18 protein-coding genes and 1 tRNA gene are annotated in these 18,549 nt (G+C 52.9%); 6 read left to right on the top strand and 13 right to left on the bottom strand.

The genetic code is table 11. From position 1 onward, the window contains the following. Positions 1-91: 91 nt before the first annotated feature. The 6 genes from DZC51_RS08945 to DZC51_RS08920 all read right to left on the bottom strand — a co-directional run bounded on the left by DZC51_RS08945 (position 92) and on the right by DZC51_RS08920 (position 10,047). Entirely contained in the window at positions 92-856 is a 765-nt protein-coding gene (locus DZC51_RS08945; protein WP_157295035.1) for a TerC family protein, read from the bottom strand. A gap of 214 nt (positions 857-1,070) precedes the next feature. Next, positions 1,071-4,148 (bottom strand): efflux RND transporter permease subunit, encoded by a 3,078-nt coding sequence (locus DZC51_RS08940; protein WP_157295034.1) that lies wholly within the window; start codon positions 4,146-4,148, stop codon positions 1,071-1,073. Positions 4,149-4,315: 167 nt separating this feature from the next. Beyond that, a complete protein-coding gene (locus DZC51_RS08935; RefSeq protein WP_157295033.1) occupies positions 4,316-5,890 on the bottom strand; it encodes a peptide chain release factor 3 in 1,575 nt (524 codons plus the stop codon). 137 nt (positions 5,891-6,027) lie between these two features. Next, positions 6,028-7,515, bottom strand: coding sequence for a UDP-N-acetylmuramoyl-L-alanyl-D-glutamate--2,6-diaminopimelate ligase (locus tag DZC51_RS08930; RefSeq protein WP_157295032.1), 1,488 nt, complete (start codon positions 7,513-7,515; stop codon positions 6,028-6,030). A gap of 12 nt (positions 7,516-7,527) precedes the next feature. Continuing rightward, on the bottom strand, positions 7,528-8,574 hold the full coding sequence (locus DZC51_RS08925; RefSeq protein ID WP_370513684.1) for a M42 family metallopeptidase: 1,047 nt from the start codon (positions 8,572-8,574) through the stop codon (positions 7,528-7,530). Positions 8,575-8,658: 84 nt separating this feature from the next. Next, on the bottom strand, positions 8,659-10,047 hold the full coding sequence (locus DZC51_RS08920; protein WP_157295030.1) for an aldehyde dehydrogenase: 1,389 nt from the start codon (positions 10,045-10,047) through the stop codon (positions 8,659-8,661). A gap of 366 nt (positions 10,048-10,413) precedes the next feature. Here DZC51_RS08920 and DZC51_RS16220 point away from each other — a divergent pair, with 366 nt between their 5' ends. Continuing rightward, on the top strand, positions 10,414-10,557 hold the full coding sequence (locus DZC51_RS16220) for a hypothetical protein (RefSeq protein ID WP_198304090.1): 144 nt from the start codon (positions 10,414-10,416) through the stop codon (positions 10,555-10,557). 226 nt (positions 10,558-10,783) lie between these two features. Next, positions 10,784-10,856 (top strand) — tRNA-Val (locus DZC51_RS08915). A gap of 95 nt (positions 10,857-10,951) precedes the next feature. Here the strand turns inward: DZC51_RS08915 and DZC51_RS08910 are convergent. Beyond that, entirely contained in the window at positions 10,952-11,179 is a 228-nt protein-coding gene (locus tag DZC51_RS08910) for a hypothetical protein (protein WP_232524098.1), read from the bottom strand. Positions 11,180-11,385: 206 nt separating this feature from the next. Here DZC51_RS08910 and DZC51_RS08905 point away from each other — a divergent pair, with 206 nt between their 5' ends. Next, positions 11,386-11,871, top strand: coding sequence for an STAS domain-containing protein (locus tag DZC51_RS08905; protein WP_157295029.1), 486 nt, complete (start codon positions 11,386-11,388; stop codon positions 11,869-11,871). Between the two features lie 47 nt (positions 11,872-11,918). Here DZC51_RS08905 and DZC51_RS08900 read toward each other — a convergent pair whose 3' ends face one another. The 4 genes from DZC51_RS08900 to DZC51_RS08885 form a co-directional block, all read right to left on the bottom strand. After that, complete coding sequence (locus DZC51_RS08900) at positions 11,919-13,934, bottom strand: TRAP transporter permease (RefSeq protein ID WP_157295028.1); 2,016 nt, start codon at positions 13,932-13,934, stop codon at positions 11,919-11,921. Next, entirely contained in the window at positions 13,924-14,436 is a 513-nt protein-coding gene (locus DZC51_RS08895; RefSeq protein WP_157295040.1) for a DUF1850 domain-containing protein, read from the bottom strand. Before DZC51_RS08895 ends, DZC51_RS08900 begins: the two co-directional genes overlap by 11 nt. A gap of 91 nt (positions 14,437-14,527) precedes the next feature. After that, on the bottom strand, positions 14,528-15,523 hold the full coding sequence (locus tag DZC51_RS08890; RefSeq protein ID WP_157295027.1) for a TAXI family TRAP transporter solute-binding subunit: 996 nt from the start codon (positions 15,521-15,523) through the stop codon (positions 14,528-14,530). Positions 15,524-15,620: 97 nt separating this feature from the next. Continuing rightward, entirely contained in the window at positions 15,621-16,202 is a 582-nt protein-coding gene (locus DZC51_RS08885) for a phosphatidylglycerophosphatase A family protein (RefSeq protein WP_157295026.1), read from the bottom strand. 99 nt (positions 16,203-16,301) lie between these two features. Here DZC51_RS08885 and DZC51_RS08880 point away from each other — a divergent pair, with 99 nt between their 5' ends. From DZC51_RS08880 to DZC51_RS08870, 3 genes are all read left to right on the top strand, one after another. Next, positions 16,302-17,024, top strand: coding sequence for an alpha/beta hydrolase (locus DZC51_RS08880; protein ID WP_157295025.1), 723 nt, complete (start codon positions 16,302-16,304; stop codon positions 17,022-17,024). Between the two features lie 63 nt (positions 17,025-17,087). Next, positions 17,088-17,603 carry a 2'-5' RNA ligase family protein gene (locus DZC51_RS08875; protein WP_157295024.1) on the top strand — a complete coding sequence of 172 codons (516 nt, stop codon included), beginning with the start codon at positions 17,088-17,090 and terminating at the stop codon, positions 17,601-17,603. A gap of 3 nt (positions 17,604-17,606) precedes the next feature. Further along, a complete protein-coding gene (locus DZC51_RS08870; RefSeq protein WP_157295023.1) occupies positions 17,607-18,035 on the top strand; it encodes a GNAT family N-acetyltransferase in 429 nt (142 codons plus the stop codon). Between the two features lie 54 nt (positions 18,036-18,089). Here DZC51_RS08870 and DZC51_RS08865 read toward each other — a convergent pair whose 3' ends face one another. Together DZC51_RS08865 and DZC51_RS08860 are read right to left on the bottom strand one after the other, a co-directional pair. Next, positions 18,090-18,347, bottom strand: coding sequence for a stage VI sporulation protein F (locus tag DZC51_RS08865; protein ID WP_092095985.1), 258 nt, complete (start codon positions 18,345-18,347; stop codon positions 18,090-18,092). Positions 18,348-18,359: 12 nt separating this feature from the next. Continuing rightward, a complete protein-coding gene (locus DZC51_RS08860; protein ID WP_157295022.1) occupies positions 18,360-18,524 on the bottom strand; it encodes a YjcZ family sporulation protein in 165 nt (54 codons plus the stop codon). Positions 18,525-18,549 lie beyond the last annotated feature (25 nt).

Below are 18,549 nucleotides of genomic sequence, written 5' to 3'. Positions count from 1 at the left end.
ACATGAATGACAAAACGTACCCAGAAAGATTTCATCTGGGTACGTTTTGTCTACAGTCTGAGACTGCCGGAATGGCAGTCTCTTTGTTCAGTCAGGCTTGCTTTTTCCGGTCGTTTCTCAGACCGATGAGCACACCGACAACAGCTATCAGCAGCAATACAGACCAGAAGGTCACTTTCCAGACTGTTGAGTGCGGGAAGTGAGGATCGATGATCTGCAATTCCTGGTGACCGAGCGTCAGGATGAGGAGTTTGACTCCAACCCAGCCTACAATTGCAAAAGCCGCTCCCTCAAGTGCCGGATAGCGGTCCAGCAGGCGGACAAACCACGTCGCGGCAAACCGCATGATGATCAGGCCGATCAGGCCGCCAAAGAACATGACTGCGAACTGGCCGCCATTGATTCCGCCGATGTCGAAGTCACCAAGCTCAGGCAGCGTAATGGCGATGGCTACGGCAGCGAGCATCGAGTCGATGGCAAATGCAATGTCTGCCAGCTCTACTTTCAGTACGGTCATCCAGAAACCGGACTGTTTTTTCGGCTCTTTCAGTTCATCGTCCTCTTCACCATGCTTTTTCCTCATGTCATACAGATTCTTGCCCGAGATAAAGAGAAGGTATGCAGCACCGAGCGCCTGGATCTGCCAAACATCAACGAGGATGGTGATCATGAAGAGCGCAGCAAAGCGGAAGACAAAAGCTCCAAGAAGCCCATAGAAAAGTGCTTTCTTCCGTTGTTTAAGCGGCAGGTGTTTGACCATGACCGCCATGACGACCGCGTTGTCGGCAGCCAGCAGGCCTTCAAGTACGACGAGGACGACGAGCACCCAAGCGTATTCAAGTAAAATAGCTTCCAAATTAAGTTACCTCCCTTTTTATGGAAAACAAAAAAGACCTTTACCCCCAAAAAGGGCAAAGGTCTTGCTAAGCCCAAATCCAGTTATTACCGGATCCGAGCTATCATAACCGATGGCAGTGCCATGTAATGACGATTATGAAATAGGTTTCCCTATAGCTACTCCCCTTTGACACTAAGTCAAAGATCATTCAGTTTTCCTATGGATGATTGTATCATATCGCTCGCCCGGATGTCTCCGATTTTCTCATCTTTCTCGTCTCCCGATCAAAAAGGCTGTATACAATCGGAACGATATAAAGGGTGAGAGCCGTGGAAGTGATCAGCCCTCCGATCACCGCAACGCCCATCGGCTGATTGATCTCGGTCCCTTCCCCGATGCCCAGCGCAAGCGGCACAAGACCCAATATAGTCGTAAGAGCCGTCATAAGAATGGGCCTTACGCGGTCTCTGACAGATACGATGATGGCCTCATGGGACGGCATGCCTTCCGCTTTCCTCTGGTTGATGTAATCAACGAGCACAATCCCATTGTTCACGACAATCCCTACAAGGATCAGAATTCCGATAACCGAAGAAACGCTGATCGGCATGTTTGCCAGGAACAGTCCGAACGACACTCCGATGATCATGAGCGGCACGGTGAACATAATGACAAGCGGGTACTTGAACGATTCAAATTGCGCGGCCATGACAATGTAAACCAGGATTACCGCGAGAATGACGGCCATGAGCATGTCGTCAATCGCATCTTCGAACAGTTCGCGGTCTCCGCTGTAGGAGATTTCGGTTTCCTCAGGCAGGTCCGCATTTTCCAATGTGTCTTCAACATCCGAAGTCACTTCACCGAGTGTTTGGGAAGATGCATAGTGGACGGTGAAGCGCACCGCATTTGCCTGGTCAACCCGCCGGATCGCAGCCGGGCCTTCTGCAATCTCAATATCCGCAAGGTCCTCAAGCGTGACAAATGCGCCGGACGGAGCACGGAGCTTCAGCTGACCCAGTGCATCCACACTGTCGAGTTTCCCGCCTGTCCTGATCTGAACGGCATGTACCTCTCCTTCCTCACCGACGATCTGTGTCGCCGTAACGCCACGGGTCATGTCATTCACAGTGGAGGCGATCTGGGCCGGGGCAAGGCCGTTCGCAGATGCCGCCTCACGGTCGACCCCGATCAGAATCTCTTCCACACCTTCGGTCAGGTCATTGGTAACGTCCGTCACACCTTCGATCTCCGAGAGGCGGTCCACTGCCAGTGCCGCGGCTGACTCAAGGCGGGATTTATCCGTGTCCGTCATCGTGAAGGTCAGGGTGTTCGGTGAGGATCCGGCAGCCGTCTGAAGGTTGAAGGTGATCTCCGTGTCTTCATCTCCGAACTCCTGGATATCCGGCTGTATGTCATCGACAAACTCGAATACCGAACGGCTGCGGTCTTCCAAAGGCTTCAGTTTAACGTAAAGTTCCCCTTTGTCCGCCTCACCAGTCCCTTGAGCGAGTCCCTGCTGGGTCCCGCCGGTGAGACTGACGTAGACTTCCACATCCTCTTCCTGCTTCAGGCGTTCCTCAATCTTCCGGATCACTTCTCCGGTTGCTTCTGCGGACGCCCCATCCGGCAGATTCACTGCTATACTCACGAATCCTTCGTCAGTCGCCGGCAGAAATTCGGTCCCTACCTTGTACAGCCCCAGAGCACTGACCGCCAAGAGAACCGTCGTCAGCAAGAGAACTGTTTTCCGGTGCCGCAGTGACCAGATCACCGAGCGCTCAAAATTCCTATAGGATTTCGAACGTCTGCGCCTCGTCTCCAGATCCCGTATTGGCTTTTTCAGCATGCGGGAAGCCATCATCGGAATGACGGTCAGCGCAACAAACAGCGATGCAACGAGGCTAAATGAGATCGTCATTGCAAATTCTGTAAAGATCCGGCCGATCAGACCGGAGATGAAAATGACTGGCAGGAAAACAGCGATTGTCGTAAGTGTAGATGCTGTGATGGCCCCGCCCACTTCTTTTGTGCCGTCGAGCGCTGCCTGTCCACGTTTTTTGCCCATCGCCAGATGCCGCTCGATGTTCTCGATCACAACGATCGAGTTATCCACAAGCATCCCGATCCCGAGCGCCAAAGCACCGAGCGTCAGGATATTTAGTGCAAAATCCGAAAAATACATCAACACAAACGTAACAATGACGGAATATGGAATGGCCACGCCAATGATAATCGGGCTCCGCACCGTTTTCAGAAACAGGAACAGGACAAGCATGGCGAAAATCCCGCCGAGAATCAGGGATTGCCCGATATTGCCTATGGCCAGCTGGATATAATCCCCCTGGTCAAAGAGAATATCCGCGGTGACTCCTTCGAATTCCGGCTGTCCGAGGAGATGGTCCAGGGACTCTTTGAAGGAAGTGGATACATCAGCGGTATTTGCACCGGATTCCTGAAGGACCGACATGATGACAGACGGCTCATCATTGGTTCTCGTCTCCATTCCGCCGTCATCGGCGGACAGGCTGACTTCGCCGATATCGGAAATCTTGACCTCCTTGCCGTCCATCGGATTGACCGTCAGGACGAGGTCTCCGATTTCCCCGGCAGAGGTAAGCGTACTGATGATGCGAGTCGTCAACCGTTTGCCGTCATCCGTCTCCACCGCCTCACCGGGCATGGAAACATTGTTGGCCCGGATGGCCTGTACGACATCCTGCTGGGCAAGTCCGTGTTCTTCCAAATTCACTGGATCCAAGTCAATCTGAACGTCCTCGACGAGCGAAGAAGAGACAGTGACACTGGCAACCCCTTCCGTCCTTCTCAGTTCCGTCTCAAGCCTTTCCGCGATCTCCCGGATATCTCCAGATTCATCCCCCGAGCGAAGCGACATCTGAATCACAGGGAACTGTGACGGATCAAACTTCATGAACTGCGGTTTTCCCGAATCATCCGGAACAGGGGTCTGGTCGATCCGCTGCAAAACATCCATCTGGACATCATCGATCTCTGTTGACCAGTCAAACTGGAGGAAGATGAGGTTCGCACCTTCCTGTGACGTAGACTGGATCGACTTCAGCCCCGGCAGCGTGGACAGGCTGTTTTCGAGCGGTCTGGTGACCTTCTCGCTCACTTCTTCCGGGCCCGCTCCCGGGTAGCTCGTCACGACAACTGCAACGGGCGGATTCAGCTCGGGTATGAGCGTCAGCGGAATCTTTACAAACGAAACAATTCCCAAAATGAGCACGAGGAACATCGTCACGATTGTAAAGACCGGGCGCCTGATCGAAAAACCGCTAATCTTCATCCTTTTTTCCCCTTTTCAAAAAGCTATGTCCATCATACCGGAACAGGGTGCTTGCCTCAATGTTCGGCAATACCGTCCTGTGCTCAAACATCCAAAACAGACGGCAGCTGCACCGGCCCCTTTTCGGGGATGCCGGTCAGCTGCCGTCCAAATGGGCTCCAGAATGGTCAGAGCAGGCTGTATAGTCTGATATCCGGATGTTTATCCTGGAACCAGCGCAGGGCGAAATCATTTTCGAATAGGAAAACAAGGTTGCCATAGCGGTCCTTGACCAGCATGGCGCGGGGCCCTGTCATGGATTCTTTCACATCTCCCTCGTTTTCGATCCAGCGGGCGACCTTCTGGCCGATGTGCTGCATGATCACTTCGGAATTGTATTCATTCTTCATGCGGTGTTCGAACACTTCGAACTGAAGCTGCCCCACCGCTCCGAGGATGACTTCCTCGGTATGGAGCGTCTTGTAATACTGGATGGCGCCTTCCTGGACCAGCTGAAGGATCCCTTTATGGAAGTGCTTAGACTTCATGACGTTCTTCGGGGACACCTTGACGAACAGTTCTGGGGTGAACTGCGGGAGCGGTTCGAAAGCGAAGTTTCCTTTTCCGCCCGTGATCGTGTCGCCGATCTGATAGTTACCGGTGTCATAGAGGCCGATGATGTCGCCCGCTACCGCCATATTGACCGTCTCCCGGTCATCCGCCAGAAACTGCGTAGACTGGCTGACCTTGAAAGTCTTCGGTATTCTCGGGACAGTCACCTGCATTCCCCGGTCGAACTCCCCGGAAACGATCCGGACAAATGCGATCCGGTCGCGGTGCGCCGGGTTCATGTTTGCCTGGATCTTGAAGATAAAGCCGGTGAACTCATCATCATATGGGCTGACACTGCCGCCGTCAGCCATATTCCGCGGCTGCGGTGACGGAGCGAACTGAAGGTAGGTCTCCAGGAATGTCTGCACGCCGAAGTTCGTCAGCGCAGAACCGAAGAATACTGGAGTCAGCTCGCCTCGCAGCACGCGCTCTTCGTCAAAGTCGTTTCCTGCCTCGTCCAGGAGCATGACATCTTCAAGCGCTTGTTGGAAATAAGAAGAATCTTGCATCGGATGGCTCGTTGAGAGGTCGCCGTCTTCCCCGACTTCGAGGAACCTTCCTGCCCCTTCTGTCCTCGCCAGTTCCACACGGCGATTGTGCCTGTCATAGATGCCCATGAATTCCTTGCCCATGCCGATCGGCCAGTTCATTGCATAAGACTCGATGCCAAGCACTTCTTCAAGCTCTTCCATGAGTTCGAGCGGTTCCCTGCCTTGTCGGTCGAGCTTATTGATGAAGGTGAAGATCGGAATTCCCCGCATCCGGCAAACTTTGAACAGTTTGATGGTCTGCGGCTCGATGCCCTTTGCCGAATCAATCATCATGACTGCCGAGTCGACAGCCATGAGTGTCCGGTAGGTATCTTCACTGAAGTCTTCGTGGCCCGGCGTATCGAGAATATTGACCCGCTTACCGTCGAAATCAAACTGGAGTACCGAAGAAGTGACGGAAATGCCCCGCTGCTTTTCGATTTCCATCCAGTCAGATGTAGCGAACTTGCCGGACTTCTTGCCTTTCACGGTACCTGCGTCCCGTATTGCGCCACCGAAGTACAGCAGTTTCTCGGTCATCGTCGTCTTCCCGGCATCCGGGTGGGAGATGATCGCAAATGTCCTGCGTGAAGCAATCTCTTGTTTTAATTGGTCTTCCATTTTCATTTCTCCTCATCTGTTTCAGCTTTTCCCATCATAGGGACCGGAAAAGCGAATTTCAAGCGATATTTACGGAAAAGGCCGGAAAGGTGCACCTTTCCGGCCGGATCATCAAGGACAATCAACTGCTTTCCGTGTCAGTCCCGGGCGCCTGCCTTGCGCCCGAATTTCTTCTCCGCTTCATCCAGTGCGATTTGTGCATCGCTGTGCGGGTATTTGGTATTTCCGATAATCTGGAAATCTTCATGTCCCTTGCCTGCGAAAAGGATGATGTCCCCTTCATCCGCAACCTCCACCGCGTGCCGGACTGCCTGCTCCCGGTCACCGATGCAGGCATAGTTTTCATGTGTCATGCCTGCCGCCAGCTCTGATGTGATGGACTCATAATCTTCATGACGCGGATCATCAGTCGTAAGAATGACGTAGTCCGCAACGGATGCCTTTTCCGCCATGATCGGCCGCTTTGAGCGGTCCCGATTACCGCCGGTGCCAACAAGGAAAATGAGTTTGTTCTTCTTATATGGAAGGACCGAAGCGATCGCTTTCTCGATGGCATCGGGTGTATGCGCATAGTCGATATAAATGGTGAGCGGCAGATCGGTCTCCACCCGTTCCATGCGTCCCTTTACCGCCGGCAATCCGCCGATGCCGGCAATGATCTCATCGAGTCCCAGACCGTATGCATACAGGGCGGCAATGGAGGCCAGCGCATTGTAGACATTAAACCCGCCGATCAGGTTCATTGCAACGTGCCGCTCCCCTTCCGGCGTATCCATCAGAAAGACGGTACGTCCGGCCTCCAGCCGGATATCGCGCGCCCGGAACATCGCCTCCGAGTCCACAGCATACGTAAGCACAGGATGCGGTGTCATCTGCCGGTACCGTTCGGACCAGGGATCGTCCGTATTCAGGACAGCGAACTTCGGTTTTGATGTATCCTGGCCGAGCTGCGCGAACAACAGCCCTTTTGCGTATCCGTAATGTTCCATCGTCCTGTGGTAGTCCAGATGGTCGTGGGTCAGATTGGTGAAAACGGCGATATCGAATTCCGTACCGGACAGTCGTCCCTCGACAAGACCGTGGGAGGAGACTTCCATCGTCATCGCCTCGCAGCCTTCCGCCGATGCCTGCCGGATCATGCGCTGCGTTGTGAGGGCATCGGTCGTCGTATTGGCCGACTCGTAGAGCACACCGTTCAGGTTAAAACCGATGGTGCCTGAAGAAGCTGACTTCCGGCCGCTGTTTCGGAGAATGCCGTCTATGATATTGGCGACGCTGGTTTTGCCGTTCGTGCCGGTGACGCCGATCATGCGGACAGACTTGGATGGATGTCCGAAAAAGGCCGAGGCAAGCAGCCCTTCCGCCCTTGCCGTGTCATCGGTGATGACCACGGCCGCCTTGTCGGGATCGGCCTCGATCGGCTCTTCTGAGATGATGAGCCTTGCACCGGCAGCCAGAGCCTGGGGCACATAGTCATGGCCGTCCACAGTGTATCCATCGATGCAGATAAAAGCGCCGCCCGGCTGGACTGCCCTGGAGTCGGTTGTAATGTCTGTGATTTCGGCGGGAAGTGTGCCGATCACTGTCTTGAACGGCAGATGCGCAAGCAGTTCTGTTGTTTCCATATTGTTTCCTCCTCAATCTTCCGCGAGCGGCGAAAGAATGTAAGCCCTCAGCAGGCGGGCCGCCGCCTCAAGAGAGTCCGTATGCGTCCTTTCAAGTGCATGGGATGATTCAATTCCCGGGCCGAAAAGCGCATGCCGGACATCAAATCCCGCACGTATTGCCGCAGAGGCATCAGAGCCATAATAAGGATAGATATCGAGCTTGTGCGGAATGCCTTCGTCTTTGCAGAGACCGGCCAGATGCCGGGTAAGGCCGTAGTGATACGGTCCGCTTGAATCTTTCACGCAAATGGAGACGGTGTACTCGTCGGAAGACTGCCCGTCACCGATTGCGCCCATGTCGAATGCGATATACTCAGCGGTTCCCTCGGGCACCGAGGCATTGCCGCCAAACCCGATCTCCTCATTGTTGGAGATATAAAGATGCAGGGTATGCGGCAGCTTCACGTTGCTTTCCTTCAGCCTGGCCGCCAATTCGAGAAGGAGAGCGGTGCTCGCCTTGTCGTCGAGGTGACGGGATTTCACGTATCCGCCGCTCCGCTCAAAACGAGGGTCGAAGGAGACAAAGTCCCCCACTTCGATTCCGAGCGCACGGGTCTCCGGAGCACTGCCGGTCCGCTCATCCAGCCGAACCTCGATGTTGTCGCTGCTCCGCTCTGCTTTTCCGGAATCCCGGTAAACATGGACGGTCGTCTGATGCATCAGGATCGTTCCGCGGACTTTCTTGCCGTCCGCCGTATGGACGGTACAATATTCACCTTCCGCAGCATTCCAGTTGAATCCGCCGATCTTATCGAGTTTAAGCCTGCCGGAAGGTTTCACTTCCTTGACGATTGCGCCCAGTGTATCGACATGTGCAGTGATCAGCCGGCTTTTGCTGTCATCTTCACCACGGAATGTGGCGATAACAGCCCCCTTGTTGGTACGGGTCATTTCCGCCCCGCTTTCGGCCAGGTAGGCTTCTGCCAGCTTTATGGCATCCCTCGTATAGCCGGATGGGCTCGGTGTGTTAACGAGTTCTTCAAGTATTGTCAGTGAGTGTTCAAGCTCAAACGGTATGTTCATGTTTATATGATCCCCCCGCTGAAAAAGTCCAGCTTTCATTATACGCCTACAAAAGTTGTCCGTCACGATTCGCCGGCATCATTTCAGAAATCGTTTGATCAGTTTTAGCCGGTTGCCATACGGCGGGAAGGCAATTCTCACCGGAAAGGCCGTTCCCCGTTTCAGAATGCCTTTTTCATGAGTGAACGCATCGAACCCGTATTTGCCGTGATAGCTGCCGATACCCGAAGGGCCCGCACCGCCGAATGGCAATGCCGTATTGCCGACATGGGACAAGGCGTCATTGATGCATCCGCCGCCGAATGGCAACTCAGACAGAAAGTAATCCATCGCATCCCGGTTTTCTGAAAACAGATAAGCGGCAAGCGGCTTGGGACGCTCGCGTATCGACCGGATCACCGCGGCCAAACTGAAGTAGCCATAGACCGGAAGTATCGGGCCGAAGATCTCTTCTTCCATCACCCGGTTTCCTGCTGGCGGACTGTCAACCACTGTCGGTTGGATATAAAGTGTATCACGGTTCATTTGTCCCCCGGTTACGACCCGGCCGCGTTCCTCATCGATCATCTCCCTGAGTCTGTCAAACTGACGCTCATCTACAATCCTTGCATAATCAGGAGATTGCGCCGGATCAACCCCATAGAAGCCTCTGATTGCCTCTTTCAATTCTTCAAGGAACTCGTCTTTCACAGATTGATGGACGAGACAATAGTCCGGGGCGACACAGGTTTGTCCTGCATTTGTGAATTTCGCCCAGGCAATACGTTCCGCTGCTGTCCGCAGATCTGCCGTCTGATCGACGATGGCGGGACTTTTGCCGCCCAGCTCAAGGACAACAGGTACAAGCCGCTCGGCAGCAGCCTTCATGACGATCGAACCGACCTTGGCGCTGCCTGTAAAGAACATAAAGTCAAACGGAGCGTGAATCAGAGCGGAAGTCTCTTCCTTGCCCCCTTCCACGACTGCCACATATTCAGGAGGAAATGTCTCTGCAATCATGTCTCGGATGACGGCAGACACGTTCGGTGTCGTCTCGGAAGGCTTCAGGACAGCGGTATTGCCGCCTGCAATCGCTGCAGCAAGCGGTTCGATGACGAGCTGGAACGGATAGTTGAACGGACCGATGATCAGCACCGTCCCCCATGGCTCCCGGATGACGAAGCTTTTTCCCGGCTGGAAATGCATCGGCGTCTTTTTCGGTTCCGGCTTCATCCAATCTCCGATGCTGGAAGCCATTTCCCGGATACTGGATAAAACAAAGCCGATCTCTGTCATGTAAGATTCGAATTCGCTTTTGCCAAGATCGTACGCCAGAGCATCCGAAATGTCTTTTTCCCGATTTTGGATTGCACTGTGCAGATCCATCAGCCGGTCTTTTCTGAACCGGGCCGTCTTCGTCGTGCCTGTCCAGTAAAAATTCCTCTGACGGGCAACGATGCCGCCAGCCTGCGCCTCCGTATATGCCATGTTCAACCACTCCTTTCATTCTTTCTACATCTTATCTCCGGCAGGCATGGATATCAAAACATTAACCGGGTCATCCTAATCCCCTTCGGATGACCGGACCTGCTGTATTGTAAATTTTTTATCGAAGCTCATAAACAGCCGGCGTCTCGGGCAACCTTTGGATACGGGCAGGAAAATGCTTGCCGGCCCGCCATGCATCCCGGCCTCCAGGCGGCGAATATCGCACCTTTCAGTTTCATAAGCTCCTCTTTTCCGGCTAGATAGAAAAATAGGTCTTCCGGCTTGTTTTGTTCCTCACTCTGTTTCGGATTCCGATCATGCGGGGTATAGAAGATCAAACAACGAAAAGATCAAGGAGGAAATGACATGATGAAACAAGAACAATGGTGGGATCATATGTTTACGGGAAATCTTGAGATGGGACTTAACCGCGAGCGGCTTACAGAGCTGGAAGAGGAAAACTTCCTTTATTTCTCGGAAGCGGAAGAAACCGTCCCGCAGGAGCAATAACTTAGTGACAATGCGATATTTGCCGTCAGCCGGTAATGATGCAGTGCATACATAAGGACCGTCCAGCGTGCCGACTAGTCACGGGGACGGTCCTTATCCATTTGTGAATACCAGCGCCCGGTGAAGTCTGAAAAGTTTTACTTTAATGATGCCGTTGACTTTCCCTTTCCTGCCTTGTATTATTGTAAATGTGCTTGAGAGAACAACAAGCAAACATCCCAGAAATGATTCCGTAGCTCAGCTGGGAGAGCGCTACCTTGACAGGGTAGAGGTCGCTGGTTCGAGCCCAGTCGGAATCATCACAAAAAAAGTCCGATTCCCCCAGGGAACTGGACTTTTTTTATTGTCTGTTTGATCTTCTCCAGACGTTCCCCTTGATGTGCAATACACAATTTCAGTTATGCCCTCTCAAGTATTTCTCATAGGCGATCGCTTCTTCTTCCATTGCAGCTGATAATACCTTATACATCGCAGACAGATAAAGGGCGGCAGCCTCTGCATCCCCTGATTGCGCTTTTTCAATTCCGACCGGTATCTCCTCGAGAAGCAGCCCAACTTTCCTGCGTATCCTTTCCCGGCTATTCCCCAAATAGGTGACAGCCTCCGGGTTTCCTATTTCCACGCTCCATATCTCCTTACACTTTTATACTGTCGAACTTATTAGACACGAAAACCAAATTCCCTTCAAGAGAGATCATATCAGGCTACGCTTTTCTTTAAGCCCCCAGCCGGTGACTCCTTCTTGCTAAAGATGGCTAATCTGCAGAATTTCCGTATAATAGTCATAGATTGATACCACCAAAAATACAGACCAGTGAGGGACCCACGATGAATGATCAACTGACACGGGAAGAAATGCAGCAAATCATCGACCAGCTCAGAGGACAAGTAGCGGAACTGGAGAATCTGATCAGCCAGATGATGGTTCCGATCATCCCTTCCATCCTGCCGAATACGATCCTGGTCCCATTTTCCGGAGAACTGACCCCTGAATTTTCACAGGATGTCGTCTCAAAAGTGCTGAACCACGTCGCCACGTCCGGCACGCAAATCGCGATTCTCGACTTTACCGCTCTTTCCATCGAAAGCCAGAACAGCCTTTCTGTTTTCGGAAGATCGATCGAAGAACTTTCGGCTTCACTAAGCCTGATGGGTATAGAAGTGATCACTGTCGGATTCACTCCACATTTCGCACGCGAAGTGGCACTGTCGGGACTGCCATTCGTAAATAAGCTGAAATCATTTTCGACCTTCCGCTCCGCGCTTCAGCATCTGATGAAAGAACGAGGCATGGAACTGACCGGTGCCAACTGAAGAATATTAAAAGAACCCCTGCAGATTTTTCTGCAGGGGTTCTGCTGTCATGATGTGGCGGAAACAGGTTCCTTTCCGTCTTTGTTCCTCGTCATGTACTGGATGGCCAGCATGACAACAAACAGGATAAATCCGAATACATCGGTCATGCCCTCAGGTATGATCAGCAGGGCACCGGCAGCAAGCGTGATGATCCGCTCGATCCAGTTCAGCTTCTTATACCAGTAGCCGACAAGGCCAGCACTGAGTGCATACATCCCTGTCAATGCCGTAAGCGTGACCCAGGCGATTTCAAGCACCGAAGCATCAACCATGAGCATCGCCGGGTTGTAGACGAACATATACGGGATGATGAACGCCGCAATCGCCAGCTTGGATGCATTGATCCCGGTTCGGATCGGGTCTCCGCCCGATATGCCGGATGCCGCGAAGGCTGCCAGGGCAACAGGCGGAGTGATGTCCGCAATGATGCCGAAGTAGAATACGAACAGGTGCGCGGACAATGCTACGACGACAGGAACCGCGGCTCCTGTCGGCTCATCGATCATCAGCAGGGCGATGACCGCAGGTGCCGCGATGGTCGAGGTGATGACATAGTTTGCGGTGGTCGGTGATCCCATGCCCAGAACGATGGCCGCAAGCATTGTGAAGAAGAGCGTAAGGAACAGATGGCCGCCCGATGCGGAGATCAGGCCGTTTGCCAGGCTCAGCCCGAGCCCGGTCTTGACGACGACACCGACAATGATTCCCGCGCAGGCCGTGGCGGCAGCGACCGCGAGTGCGGAACGCGCACCGTCCACAAGTGCCAAAATGATGTCCTTGAAGTTGAGCCGTGTCTCTTTATCAAACGCGCTGACGACCAGCGTGAGAACGATTCCCCAGAGCGCTGCCTGCATCGTCGGAATTCCGATCAGCAGGAAGACGATAATTCCGAGAATAGGAAGAAGCAGATAGATTTTTTTAAAGACTTCTTTACGGTTTGGCATCTGGTCATCCGATAGACCTTCAAGCCCAAGGCGTTTGGCCTCAAAGTGGGTCATGATCCAGATCCCCGCAAAATATAGCACGGCGGGGATCGCTGCAGCCTTGGCAATTTCCCAATAAGTGATCCCGCCGATGAATTCGACCATCAGGAATGCTGCCGCACCCATGATCGGAGGCATCAGCTGACCGCCCGTCGAAGCTGCCGCCTCGACACCGCCTGCGAACTCCTTGCGGTAGCCCAGTTTCTTCATCATCGGAATGGTGTAGGAACCGGAGGTGACGACGTTTGCGACAGAGCTCCCGGAAATGGTCCCCTGCAGGGCACTTGAGAATACGGCGACCTTTGCGGGCCCACCCGTCAGCTTCCCGGCAATCGCCACGGCGAGGTCATTAAAGTACTGGCCGACTCCCGTTTTGACAAGAAAAGCTCCGAACAGGAGGAAGACGAAGATGAATGTGGCCGAGACACCGATCGGCGTACCGAGCACTCCGTCTGTTGTATAGAACATCAGCTGGGACAGTGCAGTCAGGTCTTGCCCGCGGTGAGCAAGGAAGCCTGGCCAATAGGGCCCCGTGAATGCATAGATCAGGAATGCCGAAGCGATGATCGTGATCGGCAGGCCGACCGCACGGCGCGCAGCCTCGAGCGTCAGCAGGACGGCAATGATGGCGACGGCCATATCAAGATCGGTCATTCTGCCGATCCGGAGGACAAGATCCTTGTACATCAGGGGCCAATACAGCCCCACGCCAATTGAAAGCAGGGCAAGGATAATATCATAAAAAGGCACTTTGTCTTTCCTGACCATCTTCCGCCGGAACGGGAACAGCAGGAAAATCAGCGACAGCGCGAATCCAAGGTGGACAGAGCGCTGGATATAGGCCGTGTATTGTCCGAATATGGCTGTGTACAGCTGGAACAGCGAGAATGCCAACAGCCCGATGAACACGATTTTCTTCATGATGCCCTTTACATCACGTGTGTTTGATTCGGGATCATATTTCTTCAGCAGTTCAAGCTGCTCTTCTTCTGATAACTGGTCATGAAGATTATCCTTCTTGATTTGATTATCCGCCATTCATTTTCACTCCCCTCATCAATTCCAATAGCGACAGTTTTCTTAACTCGAAACGGTAGGAAGATCCCCGTTCAAGAAGTTTCTTCAGGTTATAGTCGCGGCCGTCATACCGGAATTCCAGATCCGTATCGATATCAGCCACAAAGAGGACAAACGAGTCGATCACACGGTTTTCGTATTCAAGTGTGTAACGGCCGTCCTCAGCGGTGAAGGTCTCCCCTTCCTCCCCGTGGCCGGGCAAGCCGATCGCCAAATCTTCGTACTCCATCTGCACAAGTCGGATCCGGCGGTCTCCGGTGACTTCGTAAGTTTCAATCACGTCAGACAGATGGATCGAATGGGTATACCGGATCACGAACCGATCATCTTCCGTCTGCCGTATGTAGTGGATGGCCGGATTTTCTGATCGGGTTTCTGTGAACACGAAGGCATCCGATAACGGAACAGTCATAATTCCGGCAATAGCTGCAATGAGTACGGCAGCGATGACTACTTTCCGCATCACGCCCCCCTTCCTGCCGGCCACAGGCAAATAGAACAAAGTGAAGCGATGAAGCACGGCTTCATCGCTTCACTGCATGTTGACGGCGAAATCAGTTGCCGTTCACTTCATCAAAGTATTTTTGTGCACCAGGGTGTACAGGAATACCGATGCCTTCAAGGCCCTTTTCGGCTTTAATCAGCTGGCCTTTTGCATGAGTGATCTTGTCTGTGTTTTCATAGATGGCTTTTGTGATGTCATAGACGACATCTTCAGGAATATCGTTCTGGATGACGAGCATCGCACCTACGGATACAGTCGGAATATCTTCCGTAAGGCCGTAAGTTCCGGATGGGATCGTCTCTTTCGCATAGTACGGATACTTCTCGATCAGCTCATCCGCCTTTGCATCTTCAACAGGCACAATGTAGACTTGCGTCGTTGCGTTAAGGCCCTCGACCGCGCCCGTAGGTGTGCCCGAAGTGATGAATGCCGCATCGATCTGGCCGGACTGGAGACTTTCTGTTGATTCGCCGAAGTCCAGGTTCTGCGCATCGATGTCGTCCATTGTAAGGCCGTGGATTTCAAGCAGCTGCTCCGCGTTCGCATACGTACCGGAACCCGGTGCGCCAACGGAGATCTTCTTGCCTTTCAGATCATCATAAGACTTGATCCCCGACTTCTCTGTTGTGACAAGCTGGACTGTCTCCGGATAAAGGGCACCAAGCGCCGAGACGTTATCGATCGCCTGACCGTCGAACATCAGCTCGCCTTTGTTCGCGTAATAAGCGATATCAGTCTGGACGAAGGCAATTTCAGCCGTGTCATCCGCAAGCGCAGTCATATTGGCAGCGGATGCCTGCGAGCTTTCGGCTGTTGTTTTGATACCGGTCTCTTCTGAAATGAATTCTGCAAACGATCCGCCAAGCGGGTAGTATGTCCCTTGTGTTCCGCCGGTCAGGATACTGAGGAATTTGACATCGCTTGATCCTTCATCTCCTCCGCCATCACTGCTGTCGCTGTCAGCATTTTCGCCGCCCCCACAAGCCGCCAGCATGAATAGCGAGATGATTCCGATGAAAGCCAAGAATCGGAATTTCTTTTTCATGGTTAGTCCTCCCCTTCTCTATTTAGTTAATCGTGCTAGTTTTCATTCTACTGAGACTATTTTCGCATGTCAACGCTTTCTTGGAAACGTTCTCAGCTTACTTCGCCCCGTCAATATCGCTTTCCGGCGCTGTCTGTTCCGGCGGCAGTTCCTTGAATGTTTCCCCTTTCTCCTCGAGATCCCGCGTGCGATGCGCAATCCGGGACGAAGCGCAGGCTGCCACGCTCGCGACGAGATCGTCCAGGAACGTATGGACACCGATCCCTTTTTTCGTATCCAGGTGGTTGATGACACCAATTTTGTTTTTGTCCAGATGGCCGAATGTCGTCACCGCGATGCTGCCGTACGTATAGACCGCACCAAGTGCGATCGTCTCATCCACTCCGAAAAGACCTTCATCCGAATCGACGATCGACTGGAGGGGCTCGGACAACTGTTTTTTCTCCGCCAGTACATCAAGCTCGATGCCGACCAGAAGCGCATGCTGAACTTCCCGCTTCTCTAGGACGCTTTCGACAGACTCGATGCAGTGGGCAAGCTTCAGGCCCTCGTTGTATGGCGCCTGCATCTCATAGACGATTTTTGCAATGGCCTCGATGCTGACCCCGCGGCGTGTGAGGGCATCTTTCGCAGCTTTTGTAACGGTAGCGGACGGGACTTTCCTGTTGTGGTCAAACATGTCAATTTCCCCTTTCTTTGTTGGACGCATGCACACATTATACCTGCAATATTCAGTATGCTACAATTTTATCTAAACGTTCCATGAGGAGGGCATAGCTTGAAAAAAGGACGCATCAACGAACTGACATTAGTAAGCGAAGCGCTCGGCGAAGAGATGGAGGTGCTTGTCTATCTTCCCGAGAACTACTCGGATCTTTACAAACACTCGGTGCTGATCGCATCGGACGGGAAAGACTATTTCCAATACGGCCGGATGACTAGGCTTCTTGAAAAGCTTTACGAAGAGGATGCGATCGAGAGGCTGATCGTCGTCGGCGTTCCCTATAAGAGCGTCAGCGAGCGGAGAAGGATGTATCATCCGGACGGCGACAGGAACAGCGACTACATCCGGTTTATCGCCCATGAACTCGTGCCGTTCATTGACGCCGAGTTCCCGACCTACCAGATGGGTGCAGGGCGGGGTCTGATCGGCGATTCTCTCGCGGCCACCGTTTCACTGATGACAGCCTGCAAGTACCCGAACAGCTTCGGAAAGGTCGTCTGCCACTCTCCATACGTGGATGAGCAGGTCATGGCGGCTGTCGAAAATGTATCAGACCCCGCAACCTTCGACATCTATCAGGTCATTGGTACCGGCGAGACGGAAGTTCCCACAACAACCGGTGAGATTGATGATTTCCTGAATCCTAACCGCAAATTAAGGAACTTAATCGAGAAAAAAGGGTTTTCGTCATTCTATGAAGAATTTGATGGCAAGCACACCTGGAAGTTCTGGCAGCGCGATCTTGAACGCGCCATCCGGTTTGCTTTCGGAAAGTGAAGATTAACCAATCGGCGAACTTTCTGATATCCTTAAGGGAGAACATATAAAGGAGGTCTTCGCATGAAATACGGAATCGTTGCATTCCCTTCGAAAGAATTGCAGGACAGAGCCAACACATATCGCAAGCGCTATGATGCACACTACGCCCTGATCCCGCCCCATATGACAGTCCTGGGACCTTTCACGCTTGAAGGGAAAGAGATGAAGGAGGCGGCCGCCGAATTGCTGGAGGTCGCAGCCAAACAAAAACCATTCGAGCTGAAAGTGATGAGAGCCAGCACGTTCGCTCCGATTACGAATGCAATCTATCTCAAGATCGAGCCGAATGATGAAATTCTCGGACTCCGCGAGGCCCTCAGTCTTGATTTCATCAAGAACATTGAAGACCATCAGTACGTGCCCCACATCACAATTGCCCAGAAAATGTCCGACGGCGAGCACGACGACATTATCGGGCAGGTCAAGATGGATAACTTCGAGCATACGGAAACGATCGACCGGGTCCATCTCCTCTATCAGCTCGAGGACGGTCCATGGACTGTGTATGAAACCTTTACACTGTCGGGAGATGAGTGATCGATGGTCAGCCTGAAGCTCGCTTCGACTGAAACGGAACGTGAGGATGCTTTCACCGTCCGCAAAGCGGTCTTTGTTGAGGAGCAGGGCGTGCCGATCCATATCGAGCTTGATGACTTGGATCAGGAAGCTGTTCACTTTATCGCCTACGACGGAGAGCAGCCGATAGCCGCCGGTAGGATCCGGGACATCGGCGACGGTGTCGGCAAAGTCGAGCGGGTCTGCGTCCTCCCCGAATATCGCGGCCGGCGTCTCGGCCAGCAGATGATGGTCATGCTGGAGGAGCATGCACGTAAAGTCGGCCTCAGCAAAATCCGGCTCAACGCACAAAACCATGCCGTCCCGTTCTATGAGAAAATCGGCTACTCCGTGACTTCTCCGGAATTTATGGACGCCGGCATCCCTCACCGCGTGATGGAAAAACCGATTTAAAAAGAAAGATCCGCGCAGACGTTTTCGTCTGACGCGGATTTTTTCATTTTCGGCTCAGCCGTTTTTATCGATCATCCGTTGGATATCCCCGACGTTCAGGGAATTGCCATTTTTCAGGATGGATTCTGCAATCTGATCTTCAAGTTGCTTCGATACGTCTTTTTTCGCGAGCTTTCCAACTTTCCGGATGATCTTTCTGACTTGTCGCTCATCCTGGAAATTGGCATGCTGGATGGCATTTGCCAGTGCAAATAATTCATCCATCGAGACGCCGGTCTTGTTCTCGATTTTCTTGAAAAGCGACTCGTTCATCCCGTCTCCTCCTTAGCAGTTATAGCTCTTGCCGACGATAATCAGCAGGATGAACAGGATGACGATCAGCACGAACATCGAACCGCCATTGGACTTACCGCCGTAGCCACCGCCACCGTAACCGCAGCCCCAGCCACCGCCGAAGCCGCCGCCGCCGTAATTGTTGTAACCGAACATTGCACTCCCCCCTTTCCTGTTCCTT

The sequence above is a fragment of the Bhargavaea sp. CC-171006 genome (assembly GCF_009761675.1).
Classification (GTDB): domain Bacteria; phylum Bacillota; class Bacilli; order Bacillales_A; family Planococcaceae; genus Bhargavaea; species Bhargavaea changchunensis.
The sequence above is the reverse complement of the archived record's forward strand: the minus strand, read 5'-3'. Positions and strand labels throughout refer to the sequence as shown.